This is a genomic window from Acinetobacter modestus (assembly GCF_014636095.1).
GTDB classification, from domain to species: domain Bacteria; phylum Pseudomonadota; class Gammaproteobacteria; order Pseudomonadales; family Moraxellaceae; genus Acinetobacter; species Acinetobacter modestus.
Genome location: NZ_BMDV01000005.1, coordinates 27,491 through 46,959 on the forward strand (window position 1 = coordinate 27,491; position 19,469 = coordinate 46,959).

At 38.2% G+C, this 19,469-nt stretch carries 16 protein-coding genes and 1 pseudogene; 11 read left to right on the plus strand and 6 right to left on the minus strand.

Annotated elements, in window-relative coordinates; genetic code table 11:
• Positions 1-258 precede the first annotated feature (258 nt).
• Positions 259-771 (plus strand): hypothetical protein, encoded by a 513-nt coding sequence (locus tag IEV17_RS11845; protein WP_004659313.1) that lies wholly within the window; start codon positions 259-261, stop codon positions 769-771.
• Positions 772-826: 55 nt separating this feature from the next.
• Here IEV17_RS11845 and IEV17_RS11850 read toward each other — a convergent pair.
• The 3 genes and pseudogenes from IEV17_RS11850 to fadB all read right to left on the minus strand — a co-directional run bounded on the left by IEV17_RS11850 (position 827) and on the right by fadB (position 4,956).
• A pseudogene (locus IEV17_RS11850) lies at positions 827-1,449 on the minus strand (PH domain-containing protein).
• A 168-nt stretch (positions 1,450-1,617) separates the two neighbouring features.
• Complete coding sequence (gene fadA, locus IEV17_RS11855) at positions 1,618-2,790, minus strand: acetyl-CoA C-acyltransferase FadA (RefSeq protein ID WP_004659310.1); 1,173 nt, start codon at positions 2,788-2,790, stop codon at positions 1,618-1,620.
• 12 nt (positions 2,791-2,802) lie between these two features.
• The gene (fadB, locus tag IEV17_RS11860; RefSeq protein WP_004659309.1) at positions 2,803-4,956 is read right to left on the minus strand and encodes a fatty acid oxidation complex subunit alpha FadB; all 2,154 of its coding nucleotides are present in this window, start codon (positions 4,954-4,956) and stop codon (positions 2,803-2,805) included.
• A gap of 607 nt (positions 4,957-5,563) precedes the next feature.
• Here fadB and IEV17_RS11865 point away from each other — a divergent pair.
• The 7 genes from IEV17_RS11865 (at position 5,564) to IEV17_RS11895 (ending at position 13,485) form a co-directional block, all read left to right on the plus strand.
• Complete coding sequence (locus IEV17_RS11865; protein WP_004659308.1) at positions 5,564-6,628, plus strand: GGDEF domain-containing protein; 1,065 nt, start codon at positions 5,564-5,566, stop codon at positions 6,626-6,628.
• A gap of 158 nt (positions 6,629-6,786) precedes the next feature.
• Complete coding sequence (gene lpxO / locus IEV17_RS11870) at positions 6,787-7,701, plus strand: lipid A hydroxylase LpxO (protein ID WP_004659307.1); 915 nt, start codon at positions 6,787-6,789, stop codon at positions 7,699-7,701.
• A 136-nt stretch (positions 7,702-7,837) separates the two neighbouring features.
• The gene (locus IEV17_RS11875) at positions 7,838-8,704 is read left to right on the plus strand and encodes a hypothetical protein (RefSeq protein WP_004659306.1); all 867 of its coding nucleotides are present in this window, start codon (positions 7,838-7,840) and stop codon (positions 8,702-8,704) included.
• A 106-nt stretch (positions 8,705-8,810) separates the two neighbouring features.
• Positions 8,811-10,610: an excinuclease ABC subunit UvrC gene (uvrC, locus tag IEV17_RS11880; protein WP_004659305.1), complete on the plus strand. Its 1,800-nt coding sequence runs from the start codon at positions 8,811-8,813 to the stop codon at positions 10,608-10,610.
• Between the two features lie 104 nt (positions 10,611-10,714).
• Positions 10,715-11,512, plus strand: a complete 798-nt coding sequence (locus tag IEV17_RS11885) for a thioesterase family protein (protein ID WP_004659304.1) — start codon at positions 10,715-10,717, stop codon at positions 11,510-11,512.
• 105 nt (positions 11,513-11,617) lie between these two features.
• Positions 11,618-12,205: a CDP-diacylglycerol--glycerol-3-phosphate 3-phosphatidyltransferase gene (gene pgsA / locus IEV17_RS11890; RefSeq protein WP_004659303.1), complete on the plus strand. Its 588-nt coding sequence runs from the start codon at positions 11,618-11,620 to the stop codon at positions 12,203-12,205.
• 119 nt (positions 12,206-12,324) lie between these two features.
• On the plus strand, positions 12,325-13,485 hold the full coding sequence (locus tag IEV17_RS11895) for a hypothetical protein (protein ID WP_004659302.1): 1,161 nt from the start codon (positions 12,325-12,327) through the stop codon (positions 13,483-13,485).
• Positions 13,486-13,700: 215 nt separating this feature from the next.
• Here the strand turns inward: IEV17_RS11895 and IEV17_RS11900 are convergent, their stop codons facing one another.
• On the minus strand, positions 13,701-14,474 hold the full coding sequence (locus IEV17_RS11900; RefSeq protein ID WP_004659301.1) for an IclR family transcriptional regulator: 774 nt from the start codon (positions 14,472-14,474) through the stop codon (positions 13,701-13,703).
• Between the two features lie 417 nt (positions 14,475-14,891).
• Between IEV17_RS11900 and IEV17_RS11905 the strand changes: the two genes are divergently transcribed.
• From IEV17_RS11905 to IEV17_RS11915, 3 genes are read left to right on the plus strand one after another with little or no spacing between them, the layout of a single operon-like run.
• Positions 14,892-16,985 (plus strand): FUSC family protein, encoded by a 2,094-nt coding sequence (locus IEV17_RS11905; RefSeq protein WP_004659300.1) that lies wholly within the window; start codon positions 14,892-14,894, stop codon positions 16,983-16,985.
• Positions 16,978-17,193 (plus strand): DUF1656 domain-containing protein, encoded by a 216-nt coding sequence (locus tag IEV17_RS11910; RefSeq protein WP_004659299.1) that lies wholly within the window; start codon positions 16,978-16,980, stop codon positions 17,191-17,193. The genes IEV17_RS11905 and IEV17_RS11910 overlap by 8 nt, the downstream gene beginning before the upstream one ends.
• 53 nt (positions 17,194-17,246) lie before the next feature.
• Complete coding sequence (locus tag IEV17_RS11915; RefSeq protein ID WP_004659298.1) at positions 17,247-18,248, plus strand: HlyD family secretion protein; 1,002 nt, start codon at positions 17,247-17,249, stop codon at positions 18,246-18,248.
• Between the two features lie 167 nt (positions 18,249-18,415).
• On the opposite strand, the gene ruvX is transcribed toward IEV17_RS11915, so the two are convergent.
• Both ruvX and IEV17_RS11925 read right to left on the minus strand, forming a co-directional pair.
• On the minus strand, positions 18,416-18,859 hold the full coding sequence (ruvX, locus tag IEV17_RS11920) for a Holliday junction resolvase RuvX (RefSeq protein ID WP_004659295.1): 444 nt from the start codon (positions 18,857-18,859) through the stop codon (positions 18,416-18,418).
• Positions 18,852-19,406, minus strand: coding sequence for a YqgE/AlgH family protein (locus tag IEV17_RS11925; RefSeq protein WP_004659294.1), 555 nt, complete (start codon positions 19,404-19,406; stop codon positions 18,852-18,854). The genes ruvX and IEV17_RS11925 overlap by 8 nt, the downstream gene beginning before the upstream one ends.
• Positions 19,407-19,469 lie beyond the last annotated feature (63 nt).

Here is a 19,469-nt window from a genome sequence, read left to right on the forward strand (position 1 = left end):
GAAAATAATCAATATTTATAAATTCACTCGAGCACAGTAATCAAAAAAACGAGCTTATGCGAGATTTTTTCCTCTTTTATCTATTCATTTTACAAAGATCAGACATATTATTTGATTCGCTCATTTTATCTTACGTTCAAAAAATAATCCTATTTACCGTTTATCAGAGTGATACAGAATTCAATATCACTTTATTGTAGGCTTAATTTATAGCTATTTTTATTCAATGTTTATGGTGAATGATTTTTGGAGCAAGTGATGAACTTTCTAAAACGATCAGCGCTGATGATGGCATTTACTTTGGTTGGATTTTCAGCAGTACATGCCGAAGAGGTTGCAACTTTACCAACCATTCATCTTATGGCTGAATCTGAATTACGTGAAGAAGTCGTAGGACCTACTCCATTTCAAGAAGATAAAAAGGTACGTCAAGCACTTCAGCATCGTATTTATAAAACCCATACTGATATGCAGAATGCAGGAATTCCTGAGAATATTAGTGCAGTTGAATTTGAGCCAAAGGCTGCGCAGCCTGATTTGTCTCAGGTTTCACCATTTTTAGAAGATTATATTTTAGCTGTCGCAATGGGATTTCAGTCTTCTAACCCAAGTAATGGTGTATTTAAAATATTAGAGCCGTTGAATATTAATCGAGATAATGCTGAGGCTTTTCGTGAAGGATCTATAAAAGTTAGGTTGGATGATTTATTAAGATTACAACAACAGATTGATGCTGGTTTAAAAACACCCCAAAATTTTCCAACGCGCTAAATTTTATATTTTCGTTATATGTAAATCCCCGCATATCTGGCGGGGATTTTTTGTATTATTGTTTGAGATAACGCTCAAAAATTCTAGAAAAATCATAATTTTCAATTTGTTTACGGCGTTCAGTAAACTTATTTTCAACTTGAATCGTGGTCTGTGAAATAATATCAGGGAGGTTTAACAACACTTGTTCTGGTAATTCACGCAGAGAAAACATGTTATTCACAGCTTGTTGAGTAATTACTAGTGAATTTATTTGACGTTCAATTTCTTTACATGCTTCCCCAATACTAAACAGAGCTTTATATAAATCTCGTACTTTTTCTATTTGTGATTTTTCAATATCAATGGAATAACTTGCTCCACCAAGTTGGAATTTAATTTCGACATCGCGATCAATTGTACCTGCGGTTTCAAGCAACACGCGACTGATCTGATAATGTTTATAAGGATAGCGATTTAAAGTGCGTTTTTTGCTGACCGCACTGGTACCATCAAGATGAATAAATGATGTGTTGGTGAAACAATATTCATCAGTTTTTGCTTTAATTAAAAAGAAAATTTTTTCATTGTCTTCATGGAAAATATAGTCATCAATATCCGTTTATCATAATCTTTAGGTTCAATAATTTTACCGATATCGCTTGTTCCCATTAGATCGGCTGCCATATTTTTAAACATTGTTAGAACCTTATTATTTGTTGGAACTGTGATCATAATTTGCCGTGTATTGTTGTGTCTACAGTGAGTATTTGTATTTCAAAGATTCGATACAAAGATGAAATGAATTTCTATCACATAAAAAAATCCCCGCGTATAGCGGGGATTTTCTTTTTATCTCAGTGTTGATTAAACACGTTCGATAATTGTCGCGATACCTTGACCAAGACCGATACACATGGTCGCAAGACCGATTTGAGTATCTTGTTGTTCCATCACGTTTAACAATGTAGTTGTGATACGTGCACCTGAACAGCCTAATGGGTGACCCAATGCAATTGCACCACCATTCAAGTTGATGATGTCTTGTTTGTCATAGACGCCTAAGCCTTTCATTACTGATAAGCCTTGGGCAGCAAATGCTTCGTTTAATTCGATAGTTTGAATATCGGCCATCGTTAAACCAGCACGTTTAAGCGCTTTTTGAGTTGCTGGAACAGGACCGTAACCCATGATTGCAGCATCACAACCTGCAATCGCCATAGAGCGAATCACAGCACGAGGTTTTAAACCTAAAGATGCAGCGCGTTCAGCTGACATCAACAACATTGCAGATGCACCGTCAGAAAGAGCAGAAGAAGTTGCTGCTGTTACTGAACCACCCTTAGGATCGAAAACAGGTTTCAATGCTTTGAATGCTTCAAGGTTTGCATCAGCACGAATTACTTCATCGATGTCGCAAAGGATTTTGAAGCCATTAGCATCATGACCTTCAACACCAACGATTTCGTTTTTGAAACGACCTTCTTGAGTTGCAGCCCAAGCACGACGGTGAGATTCAACACCGAAGGCATCTTGCTCTTCACGAGAGATACCGTTCATACGACCTAACATTTCAGCTGTTAAGCCCATCATGTTTGATGCTTTCGCATAGTGTTTAGATGCTTCTGGGTTAAGGTCGATGCCGTGCATCATACCAACGTGGCCCATGTGCTCAACACCACCAATGATGAATACATCACCTTGGTTGGTTGCAATCTGTGCAGCAGCTGTGTGGATTGCTTGCATAGAAGAACCGCAAAGACGGTTTACTGTTTGACCGCCAGCAGTTTTTGGAATGTCAGCCAATAAACCAATATTACGAGCAATGTTCATACCTTGCTCTAAAGTTTGGTTTACACAGCCCCAAATTACGTCTTCAACTTCATTGGTATCAAACTGGTTACGAGCAACAAGTGCACGTACTAATTCAGCAGATAAACTGTCGGCACGTACATTGCGGAACATACCGTTACGTGATTTGCCCATGGCAGAACGAACGCCATCAACAATCACAACGTCACGTGGATTTAAAGTAGCCATTCACGTTGCTCCTTAACCGTAGAATTTTTTGTTGTTAGCAGCCATGTCACGCAACATTTGTGGCGCTTCATAAGCCTTACCTAAGTGTGCATATTTGTCGCAAAGCGCAACGTATTCAGCAACACCTGTTTGGTCGATGTAACGGCATGGACCACCACGGAATGGAGGGAAACCTACACCCATGATCATCGCCATATCTGCTTCAGAAGCAGTTGCAACAATGTTGTCTTCTAAGCAACGAACTGTTTCGTTACAGAAAGCAAGCATCATACGGTCAATGATTTCTTGGTTGTCAAACTCGCGTTTTTCACCAGTAACGAAAGGCGCAATGATTTCGTAAGCTGTTGGATCAACAGTTTTCGCTTTCTTACCTTTCTTATCTAACACGTATTTGTAGAAACCAACGTCATTCTTTTGACCAAGACGTTTTGCTTCGTACATTGCTTCGATAGAACCTTTGTAGTCAGGCTTCATACGGTCAGGGAAACCTTCAGCCATTACTTCTGCGCCATGAACACCTGTATCGATACCAACAACATCGATTAAGTATGCAGGACCCATAGGCCAGCCGAATTTCGCCATTACATTATCCACTTGTTGGAAATCCGCACCATCTTTTACAAGAAGATCGAATGCACCAAAGTAAGGGAATAATACACGGTTAACTAAGAAACCTGGGCAGTCGTTGACAACGATTGGTGTTTTACCCATTTTTTGAGCAAGAACAACAGTTGTTGCAATCGCTTCATCAGATGTCTTCTCACCACGAATCACTTCTACCAATGGCATCATGTGTACAGGGTTAAAGAAGTGCATACCAACAAAGTTTTCAGGACGTTGTAATGCTTTCGCCAAACGCGTAATTGAGATTGTAGATGTGTTAGAAGCAATAATCGTATTTTCACGAACATTCTTCTCAGTGTCTGCAAGTACCATCTCTTTTACTTTTGGATTTTCAGTCACTGCTTCGATCACGATATCCACTTCTTTAAACTCATCGTAGCTTAAAGTTGGACGGATGCGAGCAAGTGTTTCACCCATTTGCGCAGGTTTCATTTTCTTGCGTTCAACTTGCTTAGTCAGTAAGCCGTTCGCTTCTTTCATACCAAGTGCAAGTTGTGGGTTACCAATGTCTTTCATGATGATTGGTGTGCCTTTGCTTGCCGTTTGGTAAGCAATACCACCACCCATGATACCCGCACCTAATACAGCTGCTTGGTTTACAGGGTGAGCACCTTTCTCATATTTCTTCGCAGTTTTCTTCACAACTTGGTCATTGATGAATAAACCAATCAATGCACCTGCTTGTGGAGTAATTGCTGCTTTAGCAAAACCTTGAGCTTCTGCTTTTAATGCATCATTACGTGTAAGGCTTGCACCTGCTTGTAATGAGTCAAGTAACAATTTTGGCGCAGGGTATTGTGCAGGGTTTGCTTTTGCAAGTACCGCACCTTTTGCTGTATTGAACGCCATCATTTGTTCAAGTGGGTTCAATTTAATTGCGTCTAATTTTTCTTGACGTTTTGCTTTCCAATTCAAACGACCAGCAATGGCTTGTTTTACCAAATCAATTGCAGCTTCTTGAAGTTTGTCAGCAGCAACAACCGCATCTACAGCACCATCTTTCAGTGCAGCAGCTGGTTTTTTCGGGTTAGCCATTGCCATCCATTCAACAGCATTGTCGATACCAATTACACGGCTTAAACGAACGCTACCACCAAAACCAGGATAGATACCGAGTTTGATTTCTGGTAAACCAACTTGAGCTTGCTCAGACATGACACGATAGTCACACACTAAGCACATTTCAAAACCACCACCAAGCGCTGTACCATTAATAGCAACAACTTTAGGGATGTCTAAATCTTCAAAGCTATTGAAGACGTCATGTACAGGCATAAGCCAATCAACAATTGCTTGTTCACCAGCAGCGAAGTTGTCGCCAAATTCAGTAATATCTGCACCAACGATAAATGTTGATTTACCAGAGGTAACAACTAAGCCTTTAATGTCGTTATTGGCTTTAACCGCAGCAATTGCTGCTTGGAAGTCTTCGATGGTTGCACGGTTAAATTTATTAACCGACTCACCTTGTAAGTCAAAGCGGAATTCTGCAATTCCGTCCGCAAGCATTTGGACGGTAATGGCATTGCCAGCGTGGATCATGCCTGATCTCCCTTGTTGTGGAGGATTCTGAGTTGATGTCATAAAGCGTGTATGCGTTAGCGCACACAAAATGCTTCGCTAATCTTACGATAACTATATCCAAAAAGGACATAACAAGTTGTATCAAGCCGTGACGCTAGGGTCATCTATTCTTTTAAAGAATTTATTTCTAAGGCTTGTATAAAAATAGAAAGCTATTTTTTCCTTTAAAAACAGTGAAAAGTTGATTGATTTTAGTCATGTGATTATCGGTTTTAAACGTAAAAAGTGCATTAAGCAACCCATAAATCATTTTTAAATTCATATATTTTTTATTAGCATATTTAAGCTAATATTTAAGTTAAGTTGATAAAGTTATGGCTTATTTATTGCTTTATTATAGATATAGCGAAAGCAATGTTTTATTGTTAACTCTTTGTTGAAAAAGGATTTTGAAAGATTTTTTTTGTTTTTGAAATGAGACATAGTTTGATTTTATGACAAAAAATGTTAGTTATAGCTATTTTTAGGGTTTATGTGAAAACGAATAGAAAAATAATTATTTGTTGATGATGTGGTTGGGAAGCTGAATAAAAAAACAAACCTGTTAGGGAAGGATGGGTAAAAGATGAAACCAACAGACCAAACATTGATGAAACAAATGCATATTTCGATTGAAGAAATTGAATATCGACGATCTTTGCTTAGTTTAAGTCATCAAGAATTACAGCAGTTGGTTGACTTAGGGGAACAAATTGATCTTGAGTATCTACTTGACCAAGTTGTGATTACCTTTTATCAACAGCAAACCTCGATTTCTGAGATTGCTTCACTGATTGGCGATATAGACACTTTATCTCGGTTACAACATGCACAACGCCAATACTTGGTAGAACTTTTTTCAGGTAATTATGATGCCAATTATGTCAATAACCGATTGAGAATTGGTTTAGTGCATAAACGAATTGGTGTCGAACCCAAATTATATTTATCTGCAGTCTATCATCTCAAAACCATGCTGATATCGATGATTCAACAACAGCTAGGCGATACAGAGAATTTTCATCAAATACGTTCTACTTTAGAAAAGTTATTTATGTTTGATATTTCGCTGGTTGTAGAAACCTATGTGTGGAGTCTGGTCAGTGAGTTGAAGGCATCTAAAGAAAAAATTGAGCAATATGCTTCTGTGTTAGAAGATCGTGCTCAGCAAATGGAAGCTTTATCTCAAACTGATCCGCTCACAGGACTATTAAATGTGAGACATTTAAATCGTATTTTAAATTCGACAATTTATGCAGCTGAACGAAGTTTAGAGCCCGTTACAGTCGTATTTATTGACATCAATGATTTTAAAATGATCAATGATAATTTTGGGCATTCTAAGGGGGATCAAATCTTAAAAGTGGTGGCGGATGCGATTCGATTCGTTGCACGTTTGGATGATCATTGCTTTAGATGTGGTGGAGATGAGTTCTGTATTGTATTTCCGCGTTGTACTGAAGCACAGGCACTTGAAAGTTTCGTTCCGAGATTACTACAGTATGTTTATCAAATTGAGCCGAGTATTACCTTAAGTATAGGTGTAAAACAAACAGATCATGTTGATGGCTACTTGGACGCATCTACTTTGATTCATGAAGCTGATGCAAAAATGTATTTGGTCAAAAAACAGCAAAAAATAAAAAAATAACAATTTTCATTGGAAGATCAATTTTTATATATACATGATATTTATTGTTTATTTTATCTAATGAATTAAGTAGAACAAATTGTTGAACCAAAATTGGCTAGAAATTAAAAAAGACGATGATAAAATTCCGAGATTCATTTTTTTGGTCGATTTTTTCAATGGTTAAATGGATCATTTTAGCGATTTTTATTATTTCAGCTTTGTATATTCAACGACGCGGTAAAGTAAAGCATTCGTTTTATCGTCAATTTTTCGATCATTCAACGATTCTTGCACCTATAAACTTTTTAATGTACATGTTTTCTAAAGTACCGAATCAACCTTATATTGATACGCAGTATTTTAAAGATTTAAAAGTTTTAGATGAAAATTGGGAAATGATCCGAGACGAAGCCAAAGCTTTATATGACAAAGGTGGGATTAAAGCTTCAAGTAGTTATGATGATCTCGGTTTCAACTCCTTCTTTAAAACAGGTTGGAAACGTTTCTATTTGAAATGGTATGACTCGGCACATCCATCTGCCGCTGAACTTTGCCCAAAAACAACAGCATTATTAAAAACGCTTCCAACAATTAAAGCTGCGATGTTTACTGAGTTAGCACCAGATAGCCGTTTAGTTCGCCATCGTGATCCTTATGCGGGTTCATTGCGTTACCATTTAGGTCTTATTACACCAAATGATGATCGCTGTTTTATTGATGTCGATGGTCAGCGTTATTCGTGGCGTGATGGTGAAAGTGTGGTGTTTGATGAAACCTACATCCATTATGCTGAAAACACCACTGAACAGAATCGTATTATCTTTTTCGCTGATGTAGAACGCCCATTAAAAACCCATTTTATGGAAAAGTTTAATCATTGGTTTGGTAAAAGTGTCATGACGGCAGCCAGCTCACCCAATGAAGCGGGTGATCAAACAGGCGGGTTAAATAAGCTTTTTGGATATATTTATCAATTTCGTTTAAAAGCCAAAGCCTTAAAAGCAAGTAATCGTGGTTTATATTATTTTTTGAAATGGTTCATCATGTTAGGGCTATTTTTCTTAATTTTTATTCGACCTTATGTATTTTAAGTCTGAATGAGATCAACGCCCGAAAGGGCGTTTTTTTATAACGATGATTTGGTTATTTATTTGTTTATTAATATTGTATCAAATGGTCTAAATTGAGCATAATTTGCAGGCATTTTATTAAAATTGAGAAACCATAATGAAAAAATTTTTACTGATTAATTTAAGCCTTTTAAGTTTAGTGGCTTGTAGTGATGAAAATAATGATATCTATGGAAAGGTTGACCCAAAGAATAAAGTTTTTTACAGTTATGATTTTGCAGCGGCAAATACCTCAAACAAACTAACAAAGAAATCATACCAAGTAGATAAAAATAATGATCTTTTAATTAGTTATACTGAAACACCGAAATTGCAAACAGAAGCGCTTCGAAACTTTATAACGAACAATGGTATATCCACTATATTACCACCGCAAAATTCTGCGGGCGCTTATATGGTCGGTCGTAAAGCGATATTAAATGACACTGTTTTAGAATATGAGCCTTATAATTTAGAGCAGAGGACAACATTTAAACTCACCTATCAACTTAAAAAAATTGATTTATCTGGCTTAGATGTTTCTGACTATATAGGATACTTTTTAAGACAAGCGAAATCATCATCGTTCATAAGCGATGTAACATTAGATATTATTAAAGGAATATTGTTTGCCAGTCAGGATAAATTCCCAGCAGGTGCAACATGTTGGCAAAAACAAGTTCAGTTGAGTACTCAAGATTATATTGAATCTTATCCAACCCAAAATCTGTCACATGTAAGTGTAGGAAGTAATATTATCCGCCAAGATATTTGGCAAAATGCAGCTTGGACTGCATTTCAACCTAATACTGAGTTTAATTTAGCAGATACACGCATTCGTCATCAGTCTCGTGAATATTGGGGTTTTTACCATACAACTAGAGAAGTTAATCCAATCGCTCCAACAAATGAACTAGCCTGTGATTTCTTTAATGAGTCTGCATTTAATAGCGCTAATAACGTATTGAGTCGAGTTTTTAAATAATTGGTGTTATTTGAGTTATTGAATTGATGGATTTTAGCTCAATTGACTTGAAATTGATTTATGCAGACTACATCATCGAAAGCATTACTGATGATGAAAGTCTGCTGTGAATCCAAACGCGCGTGAACATATTGAAAAAATTCTGACTCATATGACTCAATTGCCTGGTGTTTATAAAATGCTCGGCAAAGATGGAGAGTTGCTGTATGTCGGGAAGGCCAAAAACTTAAAGAATCGTGTATCCAGCTATTTTGTTAAAACAATTGACCATCCTAAGACACAGGCTTTAGTCGCGCGAATTTATGACATCGAAAGTTTGGTTGTTCGTTCTGAAACAGAAGCATTATTACTTGAACAAAATCTGATTAAATTACATCGTCCGCCATACAATATTATGTTGCGTGACGATAAGTCGTATGTCTATATCTTCGTTTCAGCAGATAAACCTTACCCACGTATTGCCAGTGGCCGTGGCAAAGGTAAACATCAAATTGGCAAGTTTTTTGGTCCATATCCAAGTGCTTATAGTGCTAGAGATACGCTACTTGTATTACAAAAATTATTTAATGTCCGCCAATGTGAAAACAATTATTTTTCACAACGTAAACGCCCTTGTTTACAGTATCAGATTAAACGTTGTACAGCGCCTTGTGTCGGTCTGATTAGCCCTCAGGACTATAAGGAAGATGTGGATAATTCAATTCGTTTTTTACAGGGTGATACCAAAGAACTCAATCAAGAGCTGATTGGAAAAATGGAACAGGCTGCCGAAGCTCTTGAGTTTGAAAAAGCCGTATTTTATCGTGATCGCCTCGCTTTATTGCGCGAGGTTCAAGCACAACAAGCAGTATTTAAGATCAAAGGCGAAGCCGATATTCTGGCGATTGCCTATCAAGCGGGTGTGACTTGCGTACAAATCATGCATGTTCGTAATGGACGTATGCTTGGTGGAAAAAGTTATTTTCCAGATATGTTGGGAGATGATTTGGCGCAAATGCTGAATGATTTTATGGCGAATTTCTATTTCCAAGTGGCGGATGAAGTGCCATCAGAATTGATTGTAAATGTAGATATTCCCGATCAAAAACAATTAGAAGAAGCATTACAACAAACCTTCAATAAGAAAGTTCAAATCAAGCATAAAGTGCGAGAGACTCGGGCTGAATGGCTAGAGTTGGCACAAATGAATGTGCAACATGCGATTAAAGGCAAACTGAGTAATCATTTGGAATTGAACGAGCGTTTTCATCAACTTGAACAAGTGGTTGGGCGTCCGATTGATCGGATTGAATGCTTTGATATCAGTCATACCATGGGTGAAGCACCGATTGCTTCTTGTGTAGTCTTTGATCAGGGCGGTGCAAGAAAGCGAGATTATCGTCAGTTTGCGATTCAGGATATTACGGGCGGTGATGATTATGCGGCGATGCGACAAGCGTTGATACGCCGTTATAAAAAAAATATGTTACCTGATCTACTCTTGATTGATGGTGGTAAAGGGCAGTTGCATATGGCGATGGAGGTCATGCAAGAATTAGCGCTTGATGCTTTTATGATTGGTGTTTCTAAAGGTGAGGGACGTAAACCGGGATTAGAAACGCTGCATTTTACTGATGGCACTAAGATTCAATTACCCGAAGACCATAAAGCTTTACACCTCATCCAACAAGTGCGAGATGAAGCGCATCGTTTTGCTATTACCAAACATCGAGCTAAGCGTGATAAACGCCGTAGTAGTTCAGTTTTAGAGGCTATTCCTGGGCTAGGGCCAAAACGCCGTCGTGATCTACTCACTCATTTTGGCGGTATACAAGGTGTTTTAAAAGCATCAGAAAAAGAGTTGATGCTTGTACCGGGTCTGGGTGAAGTCATGGCGAGAACGATTTATAAAATTTTGCATGAATAATTTGACCGATTGGCTCAATCTCTCAATGACTGATGCGTCAATGATCATTCACAAACAGAGAAAAACATTTAAAGATAAGATGGTTTGACGATTAAGGAAAGATAATGTCATTGCTTCCGCTATATCAACAGGTTGAACATCAAGAGTGGATTGATATTCCATTAGGATGGTTACAAGGTCGCACCGTATTTGGCGGTTTAGTTGCAGGATTATTAATCCAAAAGGCGCAGAGTGTGGTTCATGATACAACAAAGCAGTTGTTGAGTTGTAATGTGACCTTTGTTGGCCCTGTGCAAGAAGGGCAGGCTAAACTCACGGCAGAGGTGTTGCGAGAGGGTAAATCGGTTACAACCTTAGAAGTGCGGTTATGGCAAGCAGATACTGTACAAAGTATTTTAATAGCAAGTTTTGGTTCGCAGCGTGAATCTCGGATTCATGTGCAAAATCTACCGCAAATTCCTGATTATCCACTGCCGGCACAGTTGGAAAAAACGGCTTATATTGAAGGCTTAATGCCACAATGTTTGCAACAGTTTGAACTATGTTGGGCTGAAGGTAATTATCCAATGGCTGGCAGCAAAGTGCCTGACTTTGGCGGATGGTGTCGTTTTATGCCTCAGTTGCATCCAAATCGCGAAATGAAATTAGCCGATCTATTTGGATTGATGGATGTGTGGCCACCGGGTGTGTTACCGATGTTTAAAACCCCTGCACCTGCAAGCTCATTAACATGGCAAATTACCTATTTGCAGCCGATTGTTCATCAAGTACAGGATTGGTTCAAATACAAAGTAGTGACTGAATATGCTGAACATGGTTATTCAACAGAGTATGCCTATCTTTGGGATGATGAAAATCGACTGATTGCGATACTTAGACAAACAGTTGCCGTTTTTGCCTAGTCGACACTGCCGTGCATTTCGTATAAAGTTGCTTACACATGGATACAATCTCGGCACATCCTTTGTGCGACATGCATATTTGATGCGAACAACATGGCGGTGTTTATGAGCACAGGGCGAATCCTGAACATTCCTAATATTTTAACTTTGGCGCGTATCGCCCTCATTCCTGTATTTTTGGCAATTGCCTATTGGCCACCTGCAATTGGAATTGCTGAGCATCATGGGGGAATGATGCGACATTTGGTATTGACTGCAATCTTTGTTCTTGCAGCAGTGACAGATTGGTTCGATGGTTATTTAGCTCGGACTTTGAATCAGACTTCTGCTTTCGGACGTTTCCTTGATCCAGTCGCCGATAAGCTTATGGTTGCAGCTGCATTAATTGTATTGGTGCAATGGCAACCGACGATCTCAATGGCTTTTGCTGCAATTGTGATTATTTCGCGTGAAATTACTGTTTCGGCATTGCGTGAATGGATGGCTGAACTAGGTGCACGTACTAGTGTTGCAGTTTCTACGGTAGGAAAGTACAAAACAGCATTTCAAATGATTGCGATTAGTGTGTTCTTATTAAACTGGAAACCACTCGAAATCTGGGCATATGCTTTACTGTATACCGCCGTTATTTTGACTTTATGGTCGATGTTTATTTATATGAAAGCTGCTTGGCCATATTTGAAACAGCCTTAAAATGATTTGCTATCACTATTTTATTTAAATTTAATAAAAATCTAGATAATCAAAGCATTCACTATAAAAATTGTGAAATATAGTGAATGTTAAAAATGATAACGTAGGAACACGGTTACATGTCATCTTTATTGTATTTATCAAATCAAGAATTGTATCTATTACAGAATCAAAAATCGCAGACTATAGATTGTCATGCGGTCAGTCAGTACAAGAAAAATTTACAAGAAATTAAGCAGCGCAAACAATGGAAAACCACTGGGACTGGCGCGCAATTTATGGGGTTGACCAGTCAAGATGATCCAAATGAATTAGCCTATGTATTTCCAGTTGATGCTGTATTGATTGATAATCAACAGATGATTTATGCGGCGCGACTACAAGATGGTTGCGCAATTTATATGAAATCATTAACTGAGTTACAACAGCCAGAAGCTTTGGTTCTTAGAAATAATGAATTTATTGTTCATCATCTTGATTATGCAGCGCAAAAACAAAGATTAATTTTATCTGCAAGTAAAGGTTATGCATATGAAAGGCATCTTTGTGTTTTGGGGTTAGATTCGAGTCGCATCCAATATATCACCGAAGGTGACTGTCAAGACGAACATCCAAGTTTTGATCCTCAAGATCCTGATATTGTTTATTATGATAGCTGTGGTTTTGCCTATGATCATCAAGGTAATGTCAGTGTGGGACCGAAAGAGATTTGTCGCTTGAATCTAAGAACAGGTGAACTAGAAACAATCATTGCTGATCCGAAGTTTGATTTTTATAAACCAAAACTTGATGCGGCGGGACAGCTTTATTTCCTTAAACGTCCATATAAAAATCAGCATCACAGTGGCAATTCACTCAAAGATATTATATTTGCGCCGTTCAAAATTATTCGTGCTGTGATTGGTTGGTTAGACTTTTTTACGCAACGTTATACTGGCGAATCGCTTAAGTCGACTTCAGGTGCAAATCCTGCTAAGACTAAACAAAAATCTGAAGAAGAATTATTTGTTGAAGGTAATTTGATTAAAGCTCAGAAAACTTTGCAACAAAATCAAAGTGCAGGTGAGAAATTTGCTGGTGTGATTCCTCGTAATTGGGAACTGATTCAATATGCAACGAATGGAGAGCAGAAAGTTCTGAAAAGAGGGGTGTTAGGCTATGCCCTGAGTCAGGATGGTTCGCTTTATTATTCAAATGGTAAATATTTGGTTGCAATGACGGCTGATCAGACTGAACAGATGCTGGTCGAAGCAAAGTTAATCAATAAAATTATGTGTTAGTTCAATAACGATATTCTAACTCATTGTTTATAAAATGTTTTAATTAATATTTTTAGATAGTGATTAAGAAAAAAGCCCATAACAAAGATGGGCTTAGTTCTCTGAGGAAAGTCATACTCTTTTTAAGAGGGTATGCTGAAGAACATAATCATAATATGAGAATATATTGCTATTTACAACGGATAAAAATGTAAATATTTTTTAAAATTCTCAATTCAGTTTGACTGATTTTCGGAAAGTGTTGCAAATTTATGCTCAATTTGCGCTGCATTATTTTGCAAAATCTCAATCAGTTTTTGAATATTCAAGAAATCAAAACGATTTTTTGATGCTACCAGCGTGAGTGCAATCGGCGCTTCTTTAGTAGAAAAGCGAATCGGCACGGAAAGGCCACATACCATTGGATCAATCTCACCCTGTGATAAATAAAAGCCTTGTTTTTTAATTTTCCGCATTTGCTGCATGAATTCGTCGAGGCTATGGGCAAAGCCTACCTGAGCAAGCTCCTGAGTAAACTGATGATAATAAGCTTGAATATGTTGCTTGGAGAGATGAGCAATCACAATTTTGGGTGAAGCACCTACATAAACAGGGCGTGGGCAGCCTCTTCCGTACGAGATAAGTTCTGCTTCTTTAAAGGTTTCATGGTGTAGATCAATACAATAATCATGATTTAAATAGGTTAATAAACAACAGAGTTCAGTACGATCTACGATATCACGCATAAAAGGAATACTGATCTGAACCAATGGATCGGTACTATGAGAAATATAATCAAGAACGGCAATTTTAGAGCCTAAAGTGTAGTCTCCTGATGTACCACTAATGCGCTTTAAAATATCTGTTGAAACAAGTTCTTTAAGATAACGATAGGCTGTGGGTTTTGAGAGACCAAGCTCATCACAAATGATATCGACATTGATAATCGGACGTGAAACTGAAAATAAATCCAGCACGGTGAGAATTTTACCAAAACTCGAAATTGCCATGATCCGTTGTCTACTCCTTAAAAATAACGTGAAAATCGAACTTTTATTGCTTTATAACAGAAAAGCCCGAGATCGTGTATGGACTTTTAGGTCGGAATATTTTTGCTCAATCAATCAGCCATTGAATTGAGAAAAAATATGGTTTTTATTGAAAATATTTTAAATTAAAATGAAAAATTATCAAATAGTGATAATTTATGTTGACTAATTTGCTTTGTTTTGAAAAAATTGTAGATGTAGTGTCCTCATTGGATAATGAAATTAATTAAATTATCTCCATTTGCTCTAGACACTATGCCTTGCTCCCCATAATCAGCTTTTTCTTGTCAACTGATTTGATACTCCAAATCGGTCTAACTTCGTGCCACATTGTTATGTGTCATCTAGATCATGCTGACTTAGAATTGAGACATATTCATGTTACTTAAACAGCTGTTAGCTTTCAGACCAAGCCGACTTGATCTTATTTTTGCTTGTAAAACCTTTGTAGCAGGCATGCTGGCACTGTTTATTTCTTTTGAATTAGATTTGATTAATCCTATGTGGTCGATTGGAACGGTCATGATTATTGCCAATCCTTATTCGGGAATGGTGTCTTCGAAATGTGTATATCGTTTGATTGGGACTGTAGCAGGGGCAGTCATAGCACTGTTATTAACCCCACATTTTATTAATACGCCGTGGCTATTTACGGTTATTTTATCTCTCTGGGTGGGCTTTGCTTTATATGTGTCATTACTAGACCGCACGCCGCGTAGCTACGTATTTATGTTGGCAGGATACTCAACTGCCATGATTGTTTACAATGCAATTACCTATATCGATACCTACAATATTTTTGATATCGCTGTTGCACGTGTACTTGAAATCTCAGTTGGCGTGGTCTCTTCTGCGGTTGTTTCGGCAACTTTTTTTCCAGTTCATGTTGGCGCAATGATTAAGCAACGTGTCAATAAAACATTAAACGATCTAGAAGCAACTTTTGAAAAATTGATTGCAGTTCAAGAAACACCTGAAAATTACACGCAAGTTTTATCTGTGATTACTCGTGATGCCTCTGATATTCATGCTTTAGCTGTACATTTGGCTTATGAGAAAGGTGAGTTGAAAGGCATGACCAAACCTTTACAAGAAATGCTACATCAAGTGTCCTTGGTGGTTGCGAATTTGGTTGCATTGTCTCAACGTGTGAAACAACTCGAACATTTGCACTTAGTTAATCTTGTTTCGAATTTGGATATGATTCGTCAGCATACTTTGACATTTTTAAAACAAGAGAAAAGTTTAGTACCTGCTGATTTACAGACTTTGCCGATTGGATTTGAAGAGGATTTCGCTGAGCTGATTTCTAAAGCAACGTCTGAACAGGAAGTTGTATTGGCTGCATTAAAGATGGATGTTCGTCATTTTATAGCCAATATCTTGGCAGTAAAACTACTTTGGCAACAGATTCAGCAAGGTAATAAAGAGATTCCAATAGAAATTACAGCAATTACGACGAAATATCCAAGTTTACATCGTGATCATGGTATTGCGATACGAGGTGGAATTAGTGCCGTATTGATTACTTTTATTGTCACTGCAGCTTGGATTCTGTCAGGTTGGAAGGCGGGTTTTATGATGGCGCAAATGGGGGCTATCACGGCGTGTATCTTAACCGCATTGGATAACCCAGTACCTGTGCTGCGGATTTTTATTTGGGGCAGTATTGTGTCAGCAGGCTTAGTATTCTTATATGCATTTGGTATTTTTCCGCATGTGACCCATTTTTGGCAATTGGCTTTGGTGCTATTTCCAGTGTTTTTAGTGGCTGTCACCATGATGGCAAATCAAATGTTAATGCCTGTAGGAATGGTACTTGGGATTAACACCATGATGGGATTGAATCTGCATAATAAATACACCATGGATGCTGTTTCTTATTTAGATAGTTCATTTGCAATGGTTCTGGGCGTATTGGTTTCACTCATTGTGATTGATTTAGTTCGAGCTGTTTCACCTGATACCAGTGCAACGCGAATTTTAACTTTACATTATCAGGCGATGCGTCAGGCATTAAATCTATCTTATGGCAGTGAGTTCAAAATTCATCTACGCAGTATGTTGGACCGAGTTGGAGTATTGAATACCAAAATGGTTCAAAATCCTGAAGTTAAGATTTCGATTCAGAATGCTCTGATTGAAAGTAGTTCAATTATTGACTTAGTCCGATTGCAAGAAATTAGCCAAAAACTTCCCCAATTGGTCGGTTTGAAAAATGAAGTCAATGTGCTGCAACAGCAACTGACAGAATATTTTCAAATGCAGGAGAAACAACTTTCTCTGAACCATTTTCCAATTCGAATTGTACAGCAGATTGATCTATTACAGCGGATTGCAGCGCAAATTGAAGAAGAGCAACTCGCTCAAAGAATGTTGATTTCTCTGAATAATATTTGTGAAAGCATAGGGCATGTCTCAACACAAAAGATGGATTCAGAAACATATGATTTAGGTGTATTGCATGGGTGAAATTAACGTTTATGGAATCTATATTCCAATTCTTTTGGTGCAAGCCATCATCGCCTACGTGCTCTTTAAGCTGATGAGTCCACTGATCGATCGTTTAGTTATGAGAGGTTGGATTGTACTACCGAACATTTTCAACTTGTGTTTGTACTTGGGATTGTTGCTGTGTATGCATTGGTTATGTCTTTATTTACAAGGTACAAGCCTTTAAGTAGCTATCTCCGAAATTTAATGATTTAAAAATATGTGGTAAAGGTGATGAACATGAATGCATTTGATGTACGAAAAGTCATACGTCCAATTGTATTAGTACTTTCGGTTTTGATTGCGATATATGCAGTCGTGCATTTATGGAATTACTACAATGCCGCACCGTGGACACGTGATGGTCGTGTGCGTGGTGATGTGGTTCAAGTGGCTTCAGATGTTAATGGATTAGTAACTGAGGTGCTGGTGCAGGACAACCAAACGGTAAAGAAAGGACAAGTTCTTTTCAAGATTGATGTAGAGCGTCAAGTGCTTGACGTTGAACAAGCTAAATCTGATTTAGCTAAAGCTAATGCTGGTTTGGCTCAGGCGCATGCAAACTTAGTCGGTTCAAAGGCAAATTTGGTCAAGACTGAAGCTAATATGAAATTGGCTGAGAAGAATGCAGCACGTTATGCGAGTTTGATGGATGGTGCGATCTCTAAGCAAGAGCAAGATCAGGTTTTTGCTACACGCGATCAGGCGATTGCGGAAAAAGAGCAGCTAGCAGCGAGTATTGAACAGGCTGAGGCTGCCATTCAACAACAGCAAGCTTTGATCGACGTGGCGAATAGCAATTTACATTTAGCTCAGCTCAATATGAGTCGTTCAGCAGTCGTTGCACCTGCGGATGGGACTTTAGCTAACTTTGATTTACGTGTTGGGAATTATGTTAAGGTTGGGCAAGCGGTAGCTGCGCTGCTAGATCGTCATCAGCTTTATGTCGTGGGCTATTTTGAAGAAACCAAATTGAATCGTATTCATGTCGGTGATTCGGCAACCGTACAGTTGATGGGGGATCGTCAATTAATTCGTGGACATGTTCAAGGTATTGCAACAGGGATCGAAGATCGTGAGCGTTCTGGCAGTTCTAATCTATTGGCAAATGTAAACCCTACTTTTAGTTGGGTACGTTTAGCGCAACGTGTGCCTGTAAAAATTGTTTTAGATGAACAGCCTCAGAATCCATTGGCTTTTGTTTCAGGGCGAACTGCAACGGTGAGAATTATTGAGAAATAATCAGGCGTAGTCTGAGCTGATTTATTTTTTAAGAATTGCATTCTAAATTTTATTCAAATGGTTTGGGGTGTAGACGTGCTAAAGCAATTGTTTTGAGCGTTTGGATCTGATTTTTATCACGGTACATCAGTGTGCTATACCGTGATAAAGCGCTTAAATATAAATGATTAAGGTGTTATTCCATTAGGATCACGATACCAGCTTTGAATGAGTAGCGCAGCTGCGAAACTATCAGCCGATAAGCGTTTTGCTTGGCCTTTATTTTGATAAGACTCAAGTTCTTCTCTCGCTTCTCGTGTAGTCAAGCGCTCATCCACCATCCACGTTTCAATATTGGTTTGATGACGCAAACGTCGTGCAAATTTTCGTGCACGAGCAGAGAGTTCAGATTCACTATCATCCATATTTAATGGCAAACCGACTAAAAAAAGATTGGGCTGCCATTCTTTGACAAGTTTTAATAGCTGGTTCCAGTCAGGGATACCATCTTTCATCACGAATAATGGCAAAGGATTGGCACTCTCAATAGTTGATTGGCCAATTGCGATGCCCATCTTTTGAGTACCAAAATCAAAGGCCATAATGGATTGCGAAGTTTTAAAATCAGGCATGTCCAATCTCTGAAGCAAACCATGTGCGGTCTACCCCAATTTTCTTGTATGCTGCATCCCAACGATCGCCATAAGGTAGATTAAAGATTAAATCCATGTCTGAGTCACAAATCAGCCAGTCACCACGTGCCATTTCTTCTTCAAGCTGATTTTTGCCCCAGCTGGCATAGCCTAGAGCAATTTGGTAACGACCGACACCTTCGTTATGTGCAATTGCATCCAAAATATCTTTACTAGTCGTAATACAAACATTTTCACCTACTGCGATTGATGAATGCCAAGTAGGTTGACCTGTGTGTAGTACAAAACCTGCTTCTGGGCGTAATGGTCCACCTTGCAACACGGCATGAGGCTGCACATTATCTGCATCAATCTCTAAATCGTTCAATAATTCTTTGATCTGTAACTCAGAAGGGCGATTGATAATAATGCCTTGTGCACCATCTTCATCATGGCGTGCCACATAGATAACAGTATTGGCAAAGAAGTCATCTGTTATGTCTGGTGGAGCGATGAGACAACGGTGAGTTAGATATTGTTTCGTCACCTAGGCGATTCTCCATCAAAAATATTATGCTGATCTATCTATATAGGTTCTTCTTATCAACAT

Bases quoted from the DNA above. Each gene is read 5' to 3' on its own strand.
- IEV17_RS11910 (WP_004659299.1), top strand. From the start codon at position 16,978: ATGGGTGAAATTAACGTTTATGGAATCTATATTCCAATTCTTTTGGTG.
- IEV17_RS11845 (WP_004659313.1), top strand. From the start codon at position 259: ATGAACTTTCTAAAACGATCAGCGCTGATGATGGCATTTACTTTGGTT.
- fadB (WP_004659309.1), bottom strand. From the start codon at position 4,956: ATGATCCACGCTGGCAATGCCATTACCGTCCAAATGCTTGCGGACGGA.
- IEV17_RS11905 (WP_004659300.1), top strand. From the start codon at position 14,892: ATGTTACTTAAACAGCTGTTAGCTTTCAGACCAAGCCGACTTGATCTT.
- lpxO (WP_004659307.1), top strand. From the start codon at position 6,787: ATGGTTAAATGGATCATTTTAGCGATTTTTATTATTTCAGCTTTGTAT.
- IEV17_RS11900 (WP_004659301.1), bottom strand. From the start codon at position 14,474: ATGGCAATTTCGAGTTTTGGTAAAATTCTCACCGTGCTGGATTTATTT.
- IEV17_RS11915 (WP_004659298.1), top strand. From the start codon at position 17,247: ATGAATGCATTTGATGTACGAAAAGTCATACGTCCAATTGTATTAGTA.
- pgsA (WP_004659303.1), top strand. From the start codon at position 11,618: ATGAGCACAGGGCGAATCCTGAACATTCCTAATATTTTAACTTTGGCG.
- IEV17_RS11865 (WP_004659308.1), top strand. From the start codon at position 5,564: ATGAAACCAACAGACCAAACATTGATGAAACAAATGCATATTTCGATT.
- IEV17_RS11875 (WP_004659306.1), top strand. From the start codon at position 7,838: ATGAAAAAATTTTTACTGATTAATTTAAGCCTTTTAAGTTTAGTGGCT.
- ruvX (WP_004659295.1), bottom strand. From the start codon at position 18,859: ATGCCTGATTTTAAAACTTCGCAATCCATTATGGCCTTTGATTTTGGT.
- IEV17_RS11895 (WP_004659302.1), top strand. From the start codon at position 12,325: ATGTCATCTTTATTGTATTTATCAAATCAAGAATTGTATCTATTACAG.
- IEV17_RS11885 (WP_004659304.1), top strand. From the start codon at position 10,715: ATGTCATTGCTTCCGCTATATCAACAGGTTGAACATCAAGAGTGGATT.
- fadA (WP_004659310.1), bottom strand. From the start codon at position 2,790: ATGGCTACTTTAAATCCACGTGACGTTGTGATTGTTGATGGCGTTCGT.